The sequence below is a fragment of the Pseudomonas sp. Mn2068 genome (genome assembly GCF_049319725.1).
Taxonomy (GTDB): Bacteria; Pseudomonadota; Gammaproteobacteria; order Pseudomonadales; family Pseudomonadaceae; genus Aquipseudomonas; species Aquipseudomonas gingeri.
In genome coordinates, this window is sequence record NZ_JBMOUG010000018.1 from 44,310 (window position 1) to 61,339 (window position 17,030).

The window sequence follows — 17,030 nt, forward strand, 5'->3', positions numbered from 1 at the left end:
GCCTGCGGCCCTTTGAAACCGTGCCTTTCAGGCTTCTGTATGTTTTTTGATCAGCTGCGTTTGCGCAGGCTGAGCCAGATATCGACGCTGTACACCGCCAGGCCGGCCCAGATGAAGATGAACGCCAGCAGCGTGGCCGGCGACAGATGTTCGTCGAACAGCAACACGGCCTGCAACAGCACCAGGGTCGGCGCCAGGTACTGGAGGAAGCCGAGGGTGGTGTAGGGCAGGTGGCGCGCGGCGGCGTTGAAGCTCACCAGCGGGATCAGCGTGACCGGGCCGGCGGCCACCAGCCACCAGGCCTGGGAACTGCTCCAGAAATCGGCCTGCGCGGTGCCAGCGGCGGGATGGAACAGCAGCCAGGCGATGGCGATCGGCACCAGCATCCAGGTTTCCACCACCAGGCCGGGCAAGGCCTGGACTGGCGCCTGCTTGCGGATCAGGCCGTAGAAACCGAAGGTCAGCGCCAGCACCAGCGAGACCCATGGCAGGCTGCCGACCTGCCAGACCTGCTGCGCCACACCGATGGCCGCGAGGCCGACCGCGATCCATTGCAGGCGGCGCAGGCGCTCACCCAGTAGCAACATGCCCAGCAAGACGTTGATCAGCGGATTGATGTAGTAACCGAGGCTGGCCTCGAGCATCCGCCCGTTGTTCACCGACCAGACATAGGTCAGCCAGTTGGCGGCGATCAGTGTGCCGCTCAGGGCCAGGATCGCCAGGCGGCGCGGGTTTTCCCGCAGCTCGCGCCACCAGCCCGGGTGTTTCCAGACGGCCAGCAGCGCGGCACCGAACAGCGCGGACCAGAGCACGCGGTGGATGATGATTTCTACGGCCGGTACGCTGGCGATGGCTTTGAAGTAGAGCGGGAACAGGCCCCAGATGATGTAGGCGGTGAGGCCAAGGATGTACCCGCGGCGCGGGTTGGCGGCTTGCATGCAGAGTCCTTTCTTGGGCTGCGGACTGATTGTCGTTATGGATGTCAGGGGGTTGATGAGTGTGTTGGGGCTGAGGGCCCTATCGCTGGCAAGCCAGCTCCTACAGGTTCCGGGAACGGCTGGAGGGCAACGGGCTGTCACCTCTCCACTGTGGGAGCTGGCTTGCCAGCGATGGCGTCTTTTCAGACGCCATTGTCAGCAAATCCTGCCACAACCGTCAGAATAATTTCAGAGGTTCTTCATTCAGCGCGGAAAGTTGTTCGCGCAAGGCCAGCACCTGGTCGCCCCAGTAACGTTCGCTGCCGAACCACGGGAAGCTGTGGGGAAACGCCGGGTCGTCCCAGCGGCGGGCCAGCCAGGCGCTGTAGTGCATCAGGCGCAAGGCGCGCAGGGGTTCGATCAGCGCCAGCTCACGGGGATTGAAGTCGTGGAACTCGCTGTAGCCGTCCATCAGTTCCGAGAGCTGGCCGAGGCATTCCTGGCGGTCGCCGGCGAGCATCATCCACAGGTCCTGGACGGCGGGGCCCATGCGGCAGTCATCGAGGTCGACGATATGGAACATCTCGTCGCGGCACATCATGTTGCCGGGGTGGCAGTCGCCGTGCATGCGGATGTTCTGGTGCGGGGTTTCCTTGTAGACCTGTTCCACGCGCTTGAGCAGGTCACGGGCCACCGACTCGTAGGCGGGCAGCAGGCTGCGCGGGATGAAGTTGCCTTCGAGCAGGGTAGTCAGGGAGTCCTGGCCGAAATTCTTCACCCCGAGGGCTTCGCGGTGTTCGAACGGACGGGTGGCGCCGACGGCATGCAGGCGACCGAGCAGTTGGCCGAGGCGATAGAGCTGGTCGAGATTACCCGGCTCCGGGGCGCGACCGCCGCGACGGGGAAACAGGGTGAAGCGAAAGCCCGCGTGCTCGAACAGGCTTTCGCCGTTGTGGATCATCGGCGCGACGACGGGGACTTCGCACTCGGCCAGTTCGAAGGTGAAGCGGTGTTCTTCGAGAATGGCTTCGTTGGTCCAGCGCTGGGGCCGATAGAACTTGGCGATCAGTGGTTCGCTATCTTCGATGCCCACCTGATAGACGCGGTTTTCGTAGCTGTTGAGCGCGAGTACGCGGGCGTCGCTGAGAAAGCCGATGCTTTCCACGGCGTCGAGCACCAGGTCGGGGGTAAGTGTTTCAAACGGGTGGGACATACTGGCTCCTGCGCGCAGCAGGCTGCCGCGTCCGGCCAAGCATGTTAGCGCACCGGGGCCATGAAGTGTGGTGACTGTTCCAGTCGCTGTCGCGGGCTGGGAAATGGGGTGGCTGGGCGGGCCTCTTCGCGGGCAAGCCCGCTCCCACAGGTCTTGTGTCGCAAGGTTTTCCTGTGAACGACAGCGTCCATGTGGGGACGGCCTTGTCCGCTCCCACAGGTGCTGTGTCGCAAGGATTTCCTGTGAACGACAGCCCCCATGTGGGAGCGGGCTTGCCCGCGAAAGCGGTTTATCAGGCGCCGACGATCCCGCCGTCTTCCCGCCTGATCGCCATCACCGACGAGCGCGGCTTGCCGTTCGGCAGATGCTCGGGGAAGGTCGAACCGCCGTTTTCACCCGGATGCTGGATGCCGACGAACAGGGTCTTCTGGTCCGGCGCGAAGCTGATGCCGGTGACTTCGCAACCCACCGGGCCGACCATGAAGCGACGGATTTCGCCGGTCGCCGGGTCGGCGCAAAGCATCTGGTTGTTGCCCATGCCGGCGAAGTCGCCGGCGTTGCTGTAGTCGCCGTCCGTGAGGATCCACAGCCGACCGGCCTTGTCGAAACCCAGGCCGTCCGGGCTGTTGAACATGTTCTGCGGGGTGATGTTCGACGAGCCGCCCTTGGCGGTGCCGGCATGCACGCCGGGGTTGCCGGCGACCACGAACAGGTCCCAGTCAAAGCGCAGGGCACCATGATCGTTACCCGCGGCCTGCCAGCGCAGGATCTGCCCGTAGACGTTTTTCTCCCGTGGGTTCGGCCCGCCCACCGGCTGGCCGTCTTCGCCGCGCTTGGCGTTGTTGGTCAGGGTGCAGTAGACCTGGCCGTCGATGGGGCTGACGACGATCCACTCCGGACGGTCCATGCGCGTGGCCTTGACCACGCTGGCGGCCAGTCGGGCATGGATCAGTACTTCGGCCTGGCTGGCAAAGCCGCTGTTGGCATCGATGCCGTTCTTGCCGAAGGTCAGCTCGACCCATTCGCCCGCGCCCTTGGGCCGATCCGGGTTGCCGTCGCCATTGTCGAAACGGGCGACGTACAAGGTGCCGTGATCCAGCAGGTCGCGGTTGGCCTTGGCATTCTTGTGGTTGATCTTGTCGCGGCTGATGAACTTGTAGATGAACTCGCCGCGTTCATCGTCGCCCATGTAGACCACGGCGCGGCCGTCACGGGTTTCGGCCAGGGCGGCGTTCTCGTGCTTGAAGCGACCGAGGGCGGTGCGCTTGACCGGAGTGGACTGCGGGTCGAACGGATCGATCTCCACCACCCAGCCGTGACGGTTGAGTTCGTTGGGGTTCAGGGCCATGTCGAAACGCGGGTCGTGCAGGTGCCAGTTGATCTCCTTGCTGGTGGCGACCACGCCATAGCGTTTTTGCCCGGCATCGAATTTCTGTTCGGCGTTGCTGCTGCCGAAGCAGTCGGTGAAGTTCTCTTCGCAGGTCAGGTAGGTGCCCCACGGCGTCTTGCCGTTGGCGCAGTTCTGGAAGGTGCCGAGGACTTTGCGCCCCTGCTTGTCGGCCTTGGTCTGTAGCCAGGGATGGCCGGCTGCCGGGCCGCCGAACTTGATCGGTGTGTTGCCGTGGATGCGTCGGTTGTAGGAGGAGCCCTGGACGAACTGCCATTGCTCGCCCTTGCGCCGCACTTCGATCACCGAGACGCCTTCGCTGGCCTGGGCCTTGCGCACGTCTTCGAGGGATTTCGGCTGGCCGCCGTGGGGGTAGAGGTAACGGTAGTTGGTGTATTCGTTGTTGATCGCCATCAGCGCACGGTTGTCGTCGCCGGGGAACGGGAACAGGCTCATGCCGTCGTTGTTGTCGCCGAACTGGACTTCCTGGGCCTTGGCGGTGCCGTTACCGCTGGGGTCGAAGGCCGGGCCGTTCTTCTCCAGGGGCTGGCCCCAGCTGATCAGTACCGACGAGGTATAGCCGGGCGGCAGGGTCAGGCTGTCGCTGGTGGCGGCGGCAATGCTGTCGAAGCCCAGCAGCTTGCCGGAGGCGGCGCTGACGCTGGCGGCCATCACGCTGCGGGTCAGCAGGTTGCCACCGAGGAACATCGCCGCGCCGCACAGGGCACCGGCACTGATAAAGCCACGGCGGCTGAGGCCGACCATCTGCTCGAGGTCGGTGGATTGGTTTTCTTCTAGTAGTTTCATCATCAGGCTCCCTGCGGTTAAGCGGTCACCTTAGTGAGGGGGGATGACGGATTTGTTGCAGGAAAAAGTCGCGAGTGTTGCTGGATCGATCGCTGGCAGGCCGGTTCCTACCGGAGGCAGGGGGGCTGTTGTGGGAGCCGGCTTGCCGGCGATGAGGTCACAACGGTGTACCCAGCAATACGAGGGACGGCGCAAACTGCGTCTGCACCGGGCTTCCCGCCGAGAGGCCGAGGGCGGCCAGCTGTTCCGGCCCGGCCAGGGCGCAGAGAGTTTGTCCGTTCGGCAGGGCGATCCTGACCTCCGAAGGCCCGCTTTCGTCCTCGAGAATTTCCTCGACAAGACCACCGAGACAATTGTGTCCAGGTGTTACTGAGGCCTGCGAGGCGATCAATTCCAGCCAGCCGGCCTTGATCAGGGCGACCACCTGGGTGCCGATTTCCAGTTCCAGCCTGAGGGTGCTGTCGTGGGTGATCTGCGCCTGCAGGGTCAGGCCGCCGGCCAGTTCCAGGCGGATCAGGTCATTGCGCCCGTGGCCGTCGATCGCGATCACGGTGCCATGCAGTTGGTTGCGGGCGCTGGTACGCAGCATCAGGCGCCCGAGCAGGTCGAGGTCACTGGCGTCCTCGGCGGCTTCCAGCACCTGGGCCTGGATGACTTGCAGGCGCTGGTACAGGCGCAATACCCGCTCGCCCTCGGCCGACAGCTTTGCCCCGCCACCGCCCTTGCCGCCGACACTGCGTTCCACCAGTGGCTTCTGCGCCAGGTTGTTCAGTTCATCGATAGCGTCCCACGCCGCCTTATAGCTCAGGCCGGCGCTTTTCGCCGCGCGGGTGATCGAACCCTGCTCGGCGATATGTTGCAGCAGGGCAATGCGCTGCGGGCGACGGACGATATGTTGGGTGAGCAGGACGGGCAGGGACATGGGCGAGCTTCGAACGGTAGAGGTGCCAGGCAAGGTGCCTTTCGGCGTCGGTGGCGTCAAGCCAGCTCCCACAACATGTGGGCTTCGGCGCTGCATATGAGGTAGTCACAACCTTGTAGGAGCCGGCTTGCTGGCGATGGCGGCTGGTCAGGCGATACAAGGCTCACGGGCCTCATCGCTGGCAAGCCAGCTCCCACAACTAGCGGCTTTGTGGGGCCGGCGTGCGCGCCAGGCAATAGACGTCGATGCGCCGGGCACCGGCCTTGAGCAGCAGGCGGGCGAGGCTTTCGGCGGTGGCGCCGGTGGTCAGCACGTCGTCGACCAGGGCCAGGTGCAGGCCCTCGACCCGGGCGCCGGGCGCCAGGGCAAAGGCGTTCAGCAGGTTGCGCCGGCGTGCCCTGGCGTCCAGGTCCTGCTGCGCCACCGTGTCCTGAATACGCAGCAAACGGTGTTCATCCACGGGGATTTCCAGGCTTTGGCCCAGCCAGTCCATCAGCATCGCCGCCTGGTTGTAGCCGCGTTGGCGCTGGCGCCTGATCGCCAGGGGTACCGGCAGCAACAGGTCCGGGCGGGGCAGGCCGGTGTCGAAACGCTCGCGCAGGGCCTCGGCCAGCAGCTCGGCGAGCAGGCGTCCCAGCGGCCATTGGCTCTGGTGCTTGAAGCGGGTGATCAGGCTGTCCACCGGGAAGCGGTAGGTCCAGGGGGCGATCACCTGTTCGAAGCTGGGCGGCCGCTTCAGGCAGTGGCCGCAGGTCAGGCCGGACATCGGCAGGGGCAGGGCGCAGGTCTGGCAGCCGTCCAGCAGCCAGGGCAGTTCGCTTTCACAGGGCGTGCAGAGTGGATGACTGCTGTCACCGGGCTCATCGCATAATAAACAGATCTGTTTGTTTTTTAACCAAATGTAAACCTGTGATTTGTTATGTGGTTGACAGTCCATGTCGCTTCCTTAAATATGCCGAGCATCCGTGTCGCGGTTGTGGGTATTGCTTGCCCCGCCGCTTGCCCAGCATAAAACAAGGAACTCCGCCGATGAGCGCCAGCATCACCGCCACTTTGCGTCACGATTGGTCTTTGGCCGAGGTCAAGGCGCTGTTTGTCCAGCCGTTCAACGACCTGCTGTTCCAGGCCCAGAGCGTGCACCGCGCGCACTTCGATGCCAATCGCGTGCAAGTGTCGACCCTGCTGTCGATCAAGACCGGTGCCTGCCCGGAAGACTGCAAGTACTGTCCACAGTCCGGCCACTACAACACCGGGCTGGAAAAAGAAAAGCTGATGGAAGTGCAGAAGGTGCTGGAAGAAGCCGCACGGGCCAAGGCCATCGGTTCGACCCGTTTCTGCATGGGCGCGGCGTGGAAACATCCGTCGGCCAAGGACATGCCCTACGTGCTGCAGATGGTCAAGGGCGTGAAGGCCATGGGCCTGGAAACGTGCATGACCCTGGGGCGTCTCGACCAGGACCAGACCGCCGCCCTGGCCGAGGCCGGTCTCGACTACTACAACCACAACCTCGATACCTCGCCGGAGTTCTACGGCAGCATCATCACCACCCGCACCTACGGCGAACGCTTGCAGACCCTGGCCTACGTGCGTGATGCCGGCATGAAGATCTGCTCCGGCGGCATCCTCGGCATGGGCGAGTCCCTCGATGACCGCGCCGGGCTGCTGATCCAACTGGCCAACCTGCCGGAGCACCCGGAGTCGGTGCCGATCAACATGCTGGTGAAGGTCGCCGGTACGCCGCTGGAAAACGCCGATGATGTCGATCCGTTCGATTTCATCCGCATGCTGGCGGTGGCGCGGATCCTCATGCCTAAATCCCACGTGCGCCTGTCGGCGGGTCGTGAGGCGATGAACGAGCAGATGCAGGCCCTGGCATTCCTGGCCGGCGCGAACTCGATTTTCTACGGCGACAAGCTGCTGACCACCGCCAACCCGCAGGCCGACAAGGACATGCAACTGTTCGCCCGCCTGGGCATCCAGCCGGAAGCCCGTGAAGAGCACGCCGACGAAGTGCACCAGGCGGCCATCGAGCAGGCGCTGGTGGAGCAGAAGAGCAGCGAGCAGTTCTATAACGCTGCGGTCTGATCCACTCCGTCCTTCCTGCGGGAACACACAACCTGTGGGAGCCGGCTTGTCGGCATGCCGCGTCGCCGCGAAGGCGTCCTTGAGGTCGCCAAGAGCTTCGCGGGCAAGCCCGGCTCCCACAAGGTCATGTTGTGTTCCTGAGATTGCATCTGCGAGGCGCCCATGTCCTTCGATCTCTCTGCACGCCTGGCTGCCCGTCGTGCCGAAAACCTCTATCGCCAGCGACCGCTGCTCGACAGCCCCCAGGGGCCGGACGTAGTGGTCGATGGCCGGCGGCTGCTGGCTTTCTGCAACAATGACTACCTGGGGCTGGCCAATCACCCGCTGGTGATCGAAGCCTGGCAGGCCGGCGCGGCGCGCTGGGGCGTGGGTGGCGGGGCGTCGCACCTGGTGATCGGCCACAGCGGCCCGCACCATGCGCTGGAAGAAGCCCTCGCCGACCTCACCGGACGGACTCGCGCGCTGTTGTTCACCACCGGCTACATGGCCAACCTCGGTACGGTCACGGCGCTGGTCGGGCAGGGTGACACGGTGCTGGAAGACCGTCTCAACCACGCCTCGCTGCTGGACGCCGGGCTGCTCTCGGGCGCGCGTTTCAACCGCTATCTGCACAACGACGCCGGGAGCCTCGCCAAGCGCCTGGAAAAGGCCACCGGCAATACGCTGGTGGTCACCGACGGGGTGTTCAGCATGGACGGCGATCTCGCCGACCTGCCGGCCCTGGCCCGTGAGACCCGGGCCAGGGGCGCCTGGCTGATGGTCGATGACGCCCATGGCTTCGGCCCGCTGGGCGCCAACGGTGGCGGGATCGTCGAGCACTTCGGCCTGAGCCAGGAGGACGTGCCGGTGCTGGTCGGCACCCTGGGCAAGGCGTTTGGCACGGCGGGGGCGTTTGTCGCCGGCAGCGAAGAGTTGATCGAGAGCCTGATCCAGTTCGCCCGCCCCTATATCTATACCACCAGCCAGCCGCCGGCGCTGGCCTGCGCCACCCTGAAAAGCCTGGAGTTGCTGCGCACCGAACACTGGCGGCGGGCACACTTGGATGCATTGATCCGCCAGTTCCGCGAGGGCGCGCGGCAGATCGGCCTGGCACTGATGGACAGCTTCACGCCGATCCAGCCGATCCTGATCGGCGATGCCGGACGGGCGCTGCGTTTCTCGCAGTTGCTGCGCGAGCGCGGGCTGATGGTCACGGCGATTCGTCCGCCGACCGTGCCCGCCGGCAGCGCACGTTTGCGGGTGACCTTGTCCGCCGCCCACAGTGAAGCGCAGGTGCGGCTATTGTTAGAAGGATTGGCAGAATGTTCCAGGTTGCTGGGTCCCCATGAGCCGTTGGAGCCACACCATGCGTGATCGTCTGATCCTGTTGCCCGGTTGGGGCCTCGGTGTTTCACCGCTGGAGCCGCTGGCGGCCGCCTTGCGCGGGCTGGACGAGCGCCTGCGGGTGGAAATCGAACCGCTGCCGGAACTGGACTCCGGTGAGCTGGGGCAATGGATCGAGGAACTGGATGCGACCCTGCCGGAGGATACCTGGCTGGGCGGCTGGTCCCTGGGGGGGATGCTCGCCTCGGAGCTGGCGGCGCGTCGTGGCGATCGTTGCTGCGGCTTGCTGACATTGGCGAGCAACCCGTGCTTCGTCGTCAGCGACGGCTGGCCCAGCGCGATGGCCAACGAGACGTTCGATCAGTTCCTCGCCGGCTGCCGCGAGCAGCCCCAGGCCACCCTCAAGCGCTTCAGCCTGCTGTGTGCCCAGGGCAGCGCGGACCCGCGTGGGCAGTCGCGTCTGCTGTCGAGTGGCGCGCCGAACAGCGCTGCCCAGGTCTTGTTGAGCGGCCTGGAAGTGCTGGCGCAACTGGATACCCGCGAGGCCCTGCAAGCCTACCGTGGACCGCAGTTGCATCTGTTCGCCGGGCTCGATGGCCTGGTCCCGGCCGAGGCCGCGGCTGCGTTGCTGGCGCTGTTGCCGGATGTTGAAGTCGGCCTGATCGAGCAGGCCGGCCACGCCTTTCTTCTGGAGGACCCCCACGGAGTGGCCGGGGCCATCCAGGCTTTTCTGCATGAGTCCGGTGATGACTGATCTTTCCCACCCACCGTTGCCGGGCGGCCTGCCCGACAAGCGTCAGGTCGCGGCTTCGTTTTCCCGTGCAGCCGCCAGCTATGACAGCGTTGCCGAGTTGCAACGCGATGTCGGACACGAACTGTTGCTGCGCTTGCCGGCGCCACTGAAGCCGTCGCGCTGGCTCGATGTCGGCTGCGGCACGGGGTATTTCACTCGCGCGCTGGGTGCCCGATTCGGTGAGGAGCGCGGGCTGGCGCTGGATATCGCCGAGGGCATGCTCGAGCACGCCCGGCCCCTGGGGGGCGCCCGGCACTTTATCGCCGGGGATGCGGAGCGGTTGCCGTTGCAGGCGCAGAGCTGCGCGTTGGTGTTTTCCAGCCTGGCGGTGCAATGGTGCGCGGATTTCGCGGCAGTGCTCGATGAGGCCCGACGGGTTCTGCAGCCAGGCGGCGTGATGGCCTTTGCCAGCCTGTGTGTCGGCACCTTGCAGGAGTTGCGCGACAGCTGGCGGGCCGTGGATGGCATGGTCCACGTCAATCGTTTCCGCGAATTCGCCGACTATGAGCGCCTGTGCGCGGCCAGTGGCCTGCGGGTGCTGAGCCTGGAAAGCCGGCCGCAGGTCCTGTATTACCCGGATGTGCGCAGCCTGACCCATGAACTCAAGGCCCTGGGCGCGCATAACCTCAATCCCGGACGGCCGGGCGGACTGACGGGCCGGGCACGGATTCTCGGGCTGATGAACGCGTACGAGCAATTTCGCCAGGAACAGGGTTTGCCGGCGACCTATCAGGTGGTCTACGCCGTGCTGGAGAAGCCGCTATGAGTGCAGCCTATTTTGTGACCGGCACGGATACCGATGTCGGCAAGACCACCATCGCCGCGGGCCTGTTGCACGCTGCGCGGGTAGCCGGGTTGAGTACGGCGGCCGGCAAGCCGGTGGCCTCCGGTTGCGAAGTGACGCCCAAGGGCCTGCGCAACGCCGATGCCCTGGCATTGATGGCCGAGTGCTCGGTGCCGCTGTCCTATGCCGAGGTCAATCCGGTGGCCTTCGAACCGGCCATCGCTCCGCATCTGGCGGCGCGCGAGGCGGGCGTCGCCTTGACCGTGCAATCGCTGCTGGGGCCGATGCGTGAGGTGCTGGCGAAAAATGCCGACTTCACCTTGATCGAGGGGGCCGGCGGTTGGCGGGTGCCCCTGGCGGACCAGGCCAATCTGTCGGACCTGGCCCAGGGCCTGGGGCTGCCGGTGATCCTGGTGGTCGGGGTGCGCCTTGGCTGCATCAGCCATGCCTTGCTGACCGCCGAGGCGATTGCCCGTGATGGCCTGCAACTGGCCGGCTGGGTCGCCAATATCATCGACCCGAAGACCTCTCGTCTGGAAGAAAACCTCGCGACGCTGGCGGAGCGCCTGCCCGCGCCGTGCCTGGGACGGGTGCCGAAGCTCAAGGCGGCCACGGCCGAAGCGGTGGCGGCGCATCTGCAACTGGACCTGCTGGACTAGGTTTTGGCTATCACGGGGCATTGTGCCATTAGTGTTTTTGACGGGCCTTTTTCCGGCAGGTCTGCTTCAATGAGCACTGTTACTTTTCCGTACAGTCGAGTTCGCCCATGGAAATCTCAGGAAATACCGCTTTTTATGCCGGTCTGAGCACTATTCAGTCTGGGCAGAACCGTGTCGATCAGGCTGCCAGCCAGATCGCCAATACCACTGTCGAACGTTCGGTGAAGAGCCAGTCTTCCGATGCCCAGGTCGAGCGCCTGCTGTCGGTGGACCGTAGCCGGCAGGATCTGTCGAGCACCATGGTCGACATGTCCCAGGGCAAGCTCCAGGTCGAACTGGGTGCCAAGGTCGAGAAGGCCGCCGACAAGGCCCTGGGTACGCTGATCGACACCTACGCCTGATCCTGTCTCTGTGACGCGCAGCGTCACGGGCTGCATTCCCAGGCAGAACGTGGGAGCGCTCAAAAATCCGTTGATCCCTGTTTCCTCGCTCGCTGAGCGTTCCTGCGCACCTGGCTGTTCCCTCTCACCTGATCGTTGCCTCTCACCTGATCGTTCCGACGGTCCCCGTGGGAATGTTTCTCTGGACGCTCCGCGTCCCATGCACTGATCTCAAAGCCTGCTTTTCTCTCGACTATTCTTAGCTTATCGCCAGCCGTTGCGCTCCAGGCCGCAGGCCTTTTCCTGCGCGCCTGTCCCTTATGTATGACGAATGGCTTATGAACGATGCTTGACAAGATTTGAGCGCAAACGTATGTTTCAAACAACTGTTTGACCGGCGTGGCAAATCGACGCGGTCGCTTATTCCAGGTTTCATCAGCAGAGGTTTATCGCTATGCCTGACTACAAGGCCCCCTTGCGTGATATTCGCTTCGTTCGTGACGAACTGCTCGGCTACGAAGCGCACTATCAGAGCCTGCCGGCTTGCCAGGACGCTACCCCGGACATGGTTGACGCCATCCTCGAGGAAGGCGCCAAGTTTTGTGAACAGGTCCTGGCTCCGCTGAACCGCGTTGGTGACACCGAAGGCTGCACCTGGAGCGAATCGGGCGTGAAGACGCCGACCGGCTTCAAGGAAGCCTACAAGCAGTTCGTCGAAGGTGGCTGGCCGAGCCTGGCCCATGACGTGGCCCACGGCGGCCAGGGCCTGCCTGAGTCCCTGGGCCTGGCAGTGAGCGAAATGGTCGGCGCGGCCAACTGGTCGTGGGGCATGTACCCGGGCCTGTCCCATGGCGCGATGAACACCATTTCCGAGCACGGTACGCCCGAGCAGCAAGAGGCCTACCTGACCAAGCTGGTATCCGGCGAGTGGACCGGCACCATGTGCCTGACCGAACCGCACTGCGGCACCGACCTGGGCATGCTGCGCACCAAGGCCGAGCCTCAGGCCGACGGTTCCTACAAGGTCAGCGGCACCAAGATCTTCATTTCGGCCGGTGAACACGACATGGCCGACAACATCGTCCATATCGTCCTGGCACGCCTGCCGGATGCACCGGCCGGCACCAAGGGTATCTCGCTGTTCATCGTGCCCAAGTTCCTGCCGAACGCCGACGGTTCGGTCGGTGAGCGCAATGCGGTTTCCTGCGGCTCCATCGAACACAAGATGGGCATCCACGGCAACGCCACCTGCGTGATGAACTTCGACGCGGCCACCGGCTTCCTGATCGGCCCGCCGAACAAGGGCCTGAACTGCATGTTCACCTTCATGAACACCGCTCGCCTGGGTACCGCGCTGCAAGGCCTGTCCCACGCCGAGATCGGTTTCCAGGGTGGCCTGAAGTACGCTCGCGAGCGTCTGCAGATGCGTTCCCTGACCGGTCCGAAAGCGCCGGACAAGGCCGCCGACCCGATCATCGTGCACCCTGACGTGCGTCGCATGCTGCTGACCATGAAGGCCTTCGCCGAAGGTAACCGGGCGATGGTCTACTTCACCGCCAAGCAGGTCGACATCGTCAAGTACGGCCAGGATGAAGAAGAGAAGAAGAAGGCTGACGCGCTGCTGGCGTTCATGACGCCGATCGCCAAGGCGTTCATGACCGAAGTCGGCTTCGAGGCCGCCAACCACGGCGTGCAGATCTACGGCGGCCACGGCTTCATCGCCGAGTGGGGCATGGAGCAGAACGTTCGCGACAGCCGTATTTCGATGCTGTACGAAGGCACCACCGGTATCCAGGCCCTCGACCTGCTGGGTCGCAAGGTGCTGATGACCCAGGGCGAAGCGCTGAAGGGCTTCACCAAGATCGTCCACAAGTTCTGCCAGAACAACGAAGGCAACGAGGCCGTCAGCGAGTTCGTCGCTCCGCTGGCCGCGTTGAACAAGGAGTGGGGCGAGCTGACCATGAAAGTGGGCATGGCCGCGATGAAGGATCGTGAAGAAGTCGGTGCCGCTTCGGTGGACTACCTGATGTACTCCGGTTACGCCTGCCTGGCCTACTTCTGGGCCGACATGGCGCGCCTGGCTGCCGAGAAACTGGCCGCCGGCACCACCGAGGAAGGTTTCTACACCGCCAAGCTGCAGACCGCGCGCTTCTACTTCCAGCGCATCCTGCCGCGTACCCGGGCCCACGTTGCAACCATGCTGTCGGGTGCCAACAACCTGATGGACATGAAGGAAGAGAACTTCAGCCTGGGCTACTGATTCCCGCCGGGTTGACCTCTGACAAGCCGCTTCTCCTCCGGGGGAAGCGGCTTTTTCATGGGCGCTTTTCCAGTACCGCGACGGTGTCGCTTGCGACAACAAATATTCCTGAGCAAAACACTAAGAAGAAGCCGTTTCCTGCCGTTAAAGAGAGAGCATTCGTGATCCATGTCACATTCCTTGTGCTTTACTCGCACAAATAAAGGCACAATGCCACCTCTTGATTCAGCCGGTCGGAGCTTTACCCTTGCCGCGTTCTTCCGCTGTACATTTCAGTCATTTCCTACCCTCTTTACTGTTGTTGCTTGCGGGGCTGGCGGCTGCCTACGTCAAGGACCTCAACGTTTTCTTCACCTCGCTGTTCAACGTCCTGCCGACCCTGGTGCTGTTGCTGGGCGGGGCCTATTGCGCGGTGTACCGGCGCCAGCGCGAACTGTTTCTGATGCTCACGGTGTATATCGCCTACTTCCTGCTGTCGACGCAGGCCGATTACTACCGCGACCACGGCAAGGTCCGCGAAGACGCCGCGGTGGTTTTCCACCTGGTCTGCCTGCTGCTGCCGCTGCTGTTCGGTGTGTTCGGTGCCTGGCAGGAGCGCACGCACCTGTTCCAGGACATGGTGGCGCGTTTTGCCGTGCTGCTGGCGGTGGGCAGCGTCGCCCTGGGGCTGGAGCAAAGCTATCCGGATGCGCTGCTCGGCTGGCTGGCGGAGATCCGCTGGCCCGCGTTGCACGGCGCCTGGATGAGCCTGATCCAGTTGTCCTACCCGGTCTTCCTGGGGGCGTTCCTGCTGCTGGCGGTGCAGTACTGGCGCAGTCCGCGGCCCTTGCATGCGGCCCAGTTGATCGGCCTCCTGGGGCTGTTCTGGATGTTGCCCATGACCTTTATCCTGCCGTTCACCCTGAACATCATGTGCAGCCAGGTGATGCTGATGATCGCCGCGGCGGTGGCCCACGAGGCCTATCAGATGGCGTTCCGCGACGAGCTGACCGGCCTGCCGGGACGCCGTGCGCTCAACGAGCGGATGCAACGCCTGGGGCGTAACTATGTGCTGGCGATGACCGACGTCGACCACTTCAAGAAATTCAACGACACCCACGGCCATGACGTTGGTGACCAGGTGCTGCGCCTGGTGGCTAGCAAGCTGGCGAAGGTCAGCGGCGGTGGCCGCGCCTACCGTTACGGGGGCGAGGAGTTCGCGGTGGTATTCGCCGGCAAGAGCCTGGAGGAATGCCTGCCGCACCTGGAGGTGATTCGTGAAGTCATCGCCAACTACAACATCCATCTGCGCAATCCGGAGAATCGCCCGCAGGATGACCAGCAAGGCCGCCAGCGCCGGGCCGGCAGCGCGGCGTCGAGCGTCTCGGTGACGGTCAGTATCGGCGTCGCCGAGCGCCAGCAGGACCAGCGCACCCCGGAAGAAGTGCTCAAGTCCGCCGACCAGGCGCTCTACGCCGCCAAGGGCGCCGGACGCAACTGTGTGATGGCCGCCGGGCAGACCTCGCGCCGTGGCGCGGTACGCACGGGCGAAGCTGTCGGCTGAGTTATGGCGGCGCATTCAGCGACTGGACTGTGATTGTCCGGGGGCGGGACACGGCAGTAGGTTGAGTGATCTGCTGCCGGAGAAACGACCATGCCTGAATACAAAGCCCCGCTACGCGACATGCGCTTTCTGCTCGACCATGTTTTCGATTTCCACGCCCATTACGACCGCCTGGGTGCCAGCGATGCCAGCCCCGACATGGTCGGGGCCATCCTCGAGGAAGGCGCGAAGTTTTGTGAACAGGTGCTCGCGCCGCTGAATCGCTCCGGCGACGAAGAGGGCTGTCACTTCGACAATGGCGTGGTGACGACGCCGCAGGGATTCAAGCAGGCCTTTGCCCAGTACGTCGAAGGTGGCTGGCATGGGCTGGCCGCCGATCCACGGTACGGCGGCCAGGGCCTGCCGCATTCGCTGGGGCTGGTGATCAGCGAGATGATCGGCTCCAGCAACACGTCCTGGGGCATGTACCCCGGACTGACCCACGGCGCCATGTCGGCGATCCATGCCCATGGCACCGATGAGCAGAAAGACACTTACCTGAGCAAGCTCACGGCGGGCGTCTGGACCGGCACCATGTGCCTGACCGAAGCCCATTGCGGCACCGACCTGGGGTTGATCAAGACCCGCGCCGTGCCTCGGGCTGATGGCAGTTATGCGTTGTCCGGGAGCAAGATCTTCATCTCCGCCGGCGAGCACGACATGAGCGAGAACATCGTGCACCTGGTACTGGCCAAGCTGCCGGATGCGCCGGCGGGCACCAAGGGCATCTCGCTGTTCATCGTGCCCAAGTTCCTGCCGGATGCCGCGGGTGATGCCGGTCCGCGCAACGGCGTGAGCTGCGGCTCGATCGAACACAAGATGGGCATCAAGGCTTCGGCCACCTGCGTGCTGAACTTCGATGAAGCGCAGGGCTTCCTCATCGGTGAGGCGAACAAGGGGCTCAACTGCATGTTCACCATGATGAACCATGCGCGCCTCGGTACCGGGATGCAGGGCCTGTGCCTTGGGGAAGCAAGCTTCCAGGGCGCGGTGAAATATGCCAACGACCGCTTGCAGATGCGTGCCTTGAGCGGACCGAAAGCCCCCGACAAGGTGGCTGATCCGATCATCGTGCACCCCGATGTACGACGCATGCTGCTGACCATGAAGGCCTTCAACGAGGGTAACCGGGCGCTGACCTATTTCACCGCGCAGTGGCTCGACATCGCCCACCTCGGCGCGCAGGCCGAACAGCGCCAGGAAGCCGAGGACCTGCTGGCGTTCCTCACGCCGATCTGCAAGGCCTTCATGACCGAGACCGGGCTGGAGGTGACCAACCACGGCATGCAGGTATTTGGCGGCCACGGTTTCATTCGCGAATGGGGCATGGAGCAACTGGTGCGCGATTGCCGGATTGCGCCGATCTACGAAGGCACCAATGGCATCCAGGCGCTCGACCTGCTGGGACGCAAGGTGCTCGGCAGCCAGGGCAAGCTGCTGCGCGGCTTCACCCGGATCGTGCACAAGTTCTGCGCGACGAATGCCGGGCATCCCCAGCTCAAGGCCTATGTGGCACAACTCGATGAACTGAACCGGCAATGGGGCGACCTGACGATGCAGGTCGGCATGGCCGCCATGAAGAACCCCGACGAAGTGGGCGCGGCGGCCCTGGATTACCTGATGTACAGCGGCTACATCATCCTCTCCTACCTGTGGCTGCGCATGGCGCTGGTGGCCCAGGCACAACTGGAGGACGGTAGCGGCGACGCGGAGTATTGCCAGGGCAAGCTGGCGACCTGCGAGTTCTACTTCAAGCGGTTGCTGCCACGCACTGCCGCTCATCGGGCGGCGGTGGAGGCGGGGAGCGAGTGCCTGATGCGTTTACCGGCGCAGGTGTTTGCCCTGTAGTCGGGTTGCTGGCCTTGAGGGCCTCTTCGCGGGCAAGCCCGGCTCCTACAGGTTTGCGCTTGTGCACGAC

14 protein-coding genes are annotated in these 17,030 nt (G+C 64.2%); 9 read left to right on the forward strand and 5 right to left on the reverse strand.

What is annotated here, in order from left to right; translation table 11 throughout:
* Positions 1–50: 50 nt before the first annotated feature.
* The 5 genes from rarD to ACL9RJ_RS28955 form a co-directional block, all read right to left on the reverse strand.
* Positions 51–938 (reverse strand): EamA family transporter RarD, encoded by an 888-nt coding sequence (gene rarD / locus ACL9RJ_RS28935; protein WP_017128740.1) that lies wholly within the window; start codon positions 936–938, stop codon positions 51–53.
* 217 nt (positions 939–1,155) lie between these two features.
* Positions 1,156–2,130: a serine/threonine protein kinase gene (locus ACL9RJ_RS28940; protein WP_017128739.1), complete on the reverse strand. Its 975-nt coding sequence runs from the start codon at positions 2,128–2,130 to the stop codon at positions 1,156–1,158.
* Positions 2,131–2,422: 292 nt separating this feature from the next.
* Positions 2,423–4,324, reverse strand: a complete 1,902-nt coding sequence (locus tag ACL9RJ_RS28945; RefSeq protein WP_017128738.1) for a PhoX family protein — start codon at positions 4,322–4,324, stop codon at positions 2,423–2,425.
* A 157-nt stretch (positions 4,325–4,481) separates the two neighbouring features.
* The gene (locus tag ACL9RJ_RS28950) at positions 4,482–5,246 is read right to left on the reverse strand and encodes a TOBE domain-containing protein (protein ID WP_017128737.1); all 765 of its coding nucleotides are present in this window, start codon (positions 5,244–5,246) and stop codon (positions 4,482–4,484) included.
* 199 nt (positions 5,247–5,445) lie between these two features.
* Positions 5,446–6,183 (reverse strand): ComF family protein, encoded by a 738-nt coding sequence (locus ACL9RJ_RS28955; RefSeq protein ID WP_177084668.1) that lies wholly within the window; start codon positions 6,181–6,183, stop codon positions 5,446–5,448.
* 92 nt (positions 6,184–6,275) lie between these two features.
* On the opposite strand from ACL9RJ_RS28955, the gene bioB reads away from it, so the two are divergent.
* From bioB to ACL9RJ_RS29000, 9 genes are all read left to right on the forward strand, one after another.
* Positions 6,276–7,331: a biotin synthase BioB gene (gene bioB, locus ACL9RJ_RS28960; protein WP_017128735.1), complete on the forward strand. Its 1,056-nt coding sequence runs from the start codon at positions 6,276–6,278 to the stop codon at positions 7,329–7,331.
* 162 nt (positions 7,332–7,493) lie between these two features.
* A complete protein-coding gene (gene bioF, locus ACL9RJ_RS28965) occupies positions 7,494–8,684 on the forward strand; it encodes an 8-amino-7-oxononanoate synthase (RefSeq protein WP_422765880.1) in 1,191 nt (396 codons plus the stop codon).
* Positions 8,677–9,408, forward strand: coding sequence for an alpha/beta fold hydrolase (locus ACL9RJ_RS28970; protein ID WP_017128733.1), 732 nt, complete (start codon positions 8,677–8,679; stop codon positions 9,406–9,408). The genes bioF and ACL9RJ_RS28970 overlap by 8 nt, the downstream gene beginning before the upstream one ends.
* On the forward strand, positions 9,401–10,213 hold the full coding sequence (gene bioC, locus ACL9RJ_RS28975; protein WP_017128732.1) for a malonyl-ACP O-methyltransferase BioC: 813 nt from the start codon (positions 9,401–9,403) through the stop codon (positions 10,211–10,213). Before ACL9RJ_RS28970 ends, bioC begins: the two co-directional genes overlap by 8 nt.
* Entirely contained in the window at positions 10,210–10,890 is a 681-nt protein-coding gene (bioD, locus tag ACL9RJ_RS28980; protein WP_017128731.1) for a dethiobiotin synthase, read from the forward strand. Before bioC ends, bioD begins: the two co-directional genes overlap by 4 nt.
* Before the next feature lie 107 nt (positions 10,891–10,997).
* On the forward strand, positions 10,998–11,291 hold the full coding sequence (locus ACL9RJ_RS28985; RefSeq protein WP_177117691.1) for a pyrroloquinoline quinone biosynthesis protein PqqE: 294 nt from the start codon (positions 10,998–11,000) through the stop codon (positions 11,289–11,291).
* Between the two features lie 433 nt (positions 11,292–11,724).
* Positions 11,725–13,530: a phenylacyl-CoA dehydrogenase gene (locus ACL9RJ_RS28990; protein WP_103032643.1), complete on the forward strand. Its 1,806-nt coding sequence runs from the start codon at positions 11,725–11,727 to the stop codon at positions 13,528–13,530.
* A gap of 247 nt (positions 13,531–13,777) precedes the next feature.
* Positions 13,778–15,073, forward strand: coding sequence for a GGDEF domain-containing protein (locus tag ACL9RJ_RS28995; RefSeq protein ID WP_177107709.1), 1,296 nt, complete (start codon positions 13,778–13,780; stop codon positions 15,071–15,073).
* 90 nt (positions 15,074–15,163) lie between these two features.
* Complete coding sequence (locus ACL9RJ_RS29000; RefSeq protein ID WP_422765881.1) at positions 15,164–16,960, forward strand: acyl-CoA dehydrogenase C-terminal domain-containing protein; 1,797 nt, start codon at positions 15,164–15,166, stop codon at positions 16,958–16,960.
* The last annotated feature ends 70 nt before the right edge of the window (positions 16,961–17,030 follow it).

What these genes read in the sequence shown, in the direction of transcription:
- ACL9RJ_RS28955 (WP_177084668.1), bottom strand. Translation starts at nt 6,183, where the DNA reads ATGGACTGTCAACCACATAACAAATCACAGGTTTACATTTGGTTAAAA.
- bioB (WP_017128735.1), top strand. Translation starts at nt 6,276, where the DNA reads ATGAGCGCCAGCATCACCGCCACTTTGCGTCACGATTGGTCTTTGGCC.
- bioC (WP_017128732.1), top strand. Translation starts at nt 9,401, where the DNA reads ATGACTGATCTTTCCCACCCACCGTTGCCGGGCGGCCTGCCCGACAAG.
- bioF (WP_422765880.1), top strand. Translation starts at nt 7,494, where the DNA reads ATGTCCTTCGATCTCTCTGCACGCCTGGCTGCCCGTCGTGCCGAAAAC.
- bioD (WP_017128731.1), top strand. Translation starts at nt 10,210, where the DNA reads ATGAGTGCAGCCTATTTTGTGACCGGCACGGATACCGATGTCGGCAAG.
- ACL9RJ_RS28985 (WP_177117691.1), top strand. Translation starts at nt 10,998, where the DNA reads ATGGAAATCTCAGGAAATACCGCTTTTTATGCCGGTCTGAGCACTATT.
- ACL9RJ_RS28970 (WP_017128733.1), top strand. Translation starts at nt 8,677, where the DNA reads ATGCGTGATCGTCTGATCCTGTTGCCCGGTTGGGGCCTCGGTGTTTCA.
- ACL9RJ_RS28940 (WP_017128739.1), bottom strand. Translation starts at nt 2,130, where the DNA reads ATGTCCCACCCGTTTGAAACACTTACCCCCGACCTGGTGCTCGACGCC.
- ACL9RJ_RS28945 (WP_017128738.1), bottom strand. Translation starts at nt 4,324, where the DNA reads ATGAAACTACTAGAAGAAAACCAATCCACCGACCTCGAGCAGATGGTC.
- ACL9RJ_RS29000 (WP_422765881.1), top strand. Translation starts at nt 15,164, where the DNA reads ATGCCTGAATACAAAGCCCCGCTACGCGACATGCGCTTTCTGCTCGAC.
- rarD (WP_017128740.1), bottom strand. Translation starts at nt 938, where the DNA reads ATGCAAGCCGCCAACCCGCGCCGCGGGTACATCCTTGGCCTCACCGCC.
- ACL9RJ_RS28990 (WP_103032643.1), top strand. Translation starts at nt 11,725, where the DNA reads ATGCCTGACTACAAGGCCCCCTTGCGTGATATTCGCTTCGTTCGTGAC.
- ACL9RJ_RS28950 (WP_017128737.1), bottom strand. Translation starts at nt 5,246, where the DNA reads ATGTCCCTGCCCGTCCTGCTCACCCAACATATCGTCCGTCGCCCGCAG.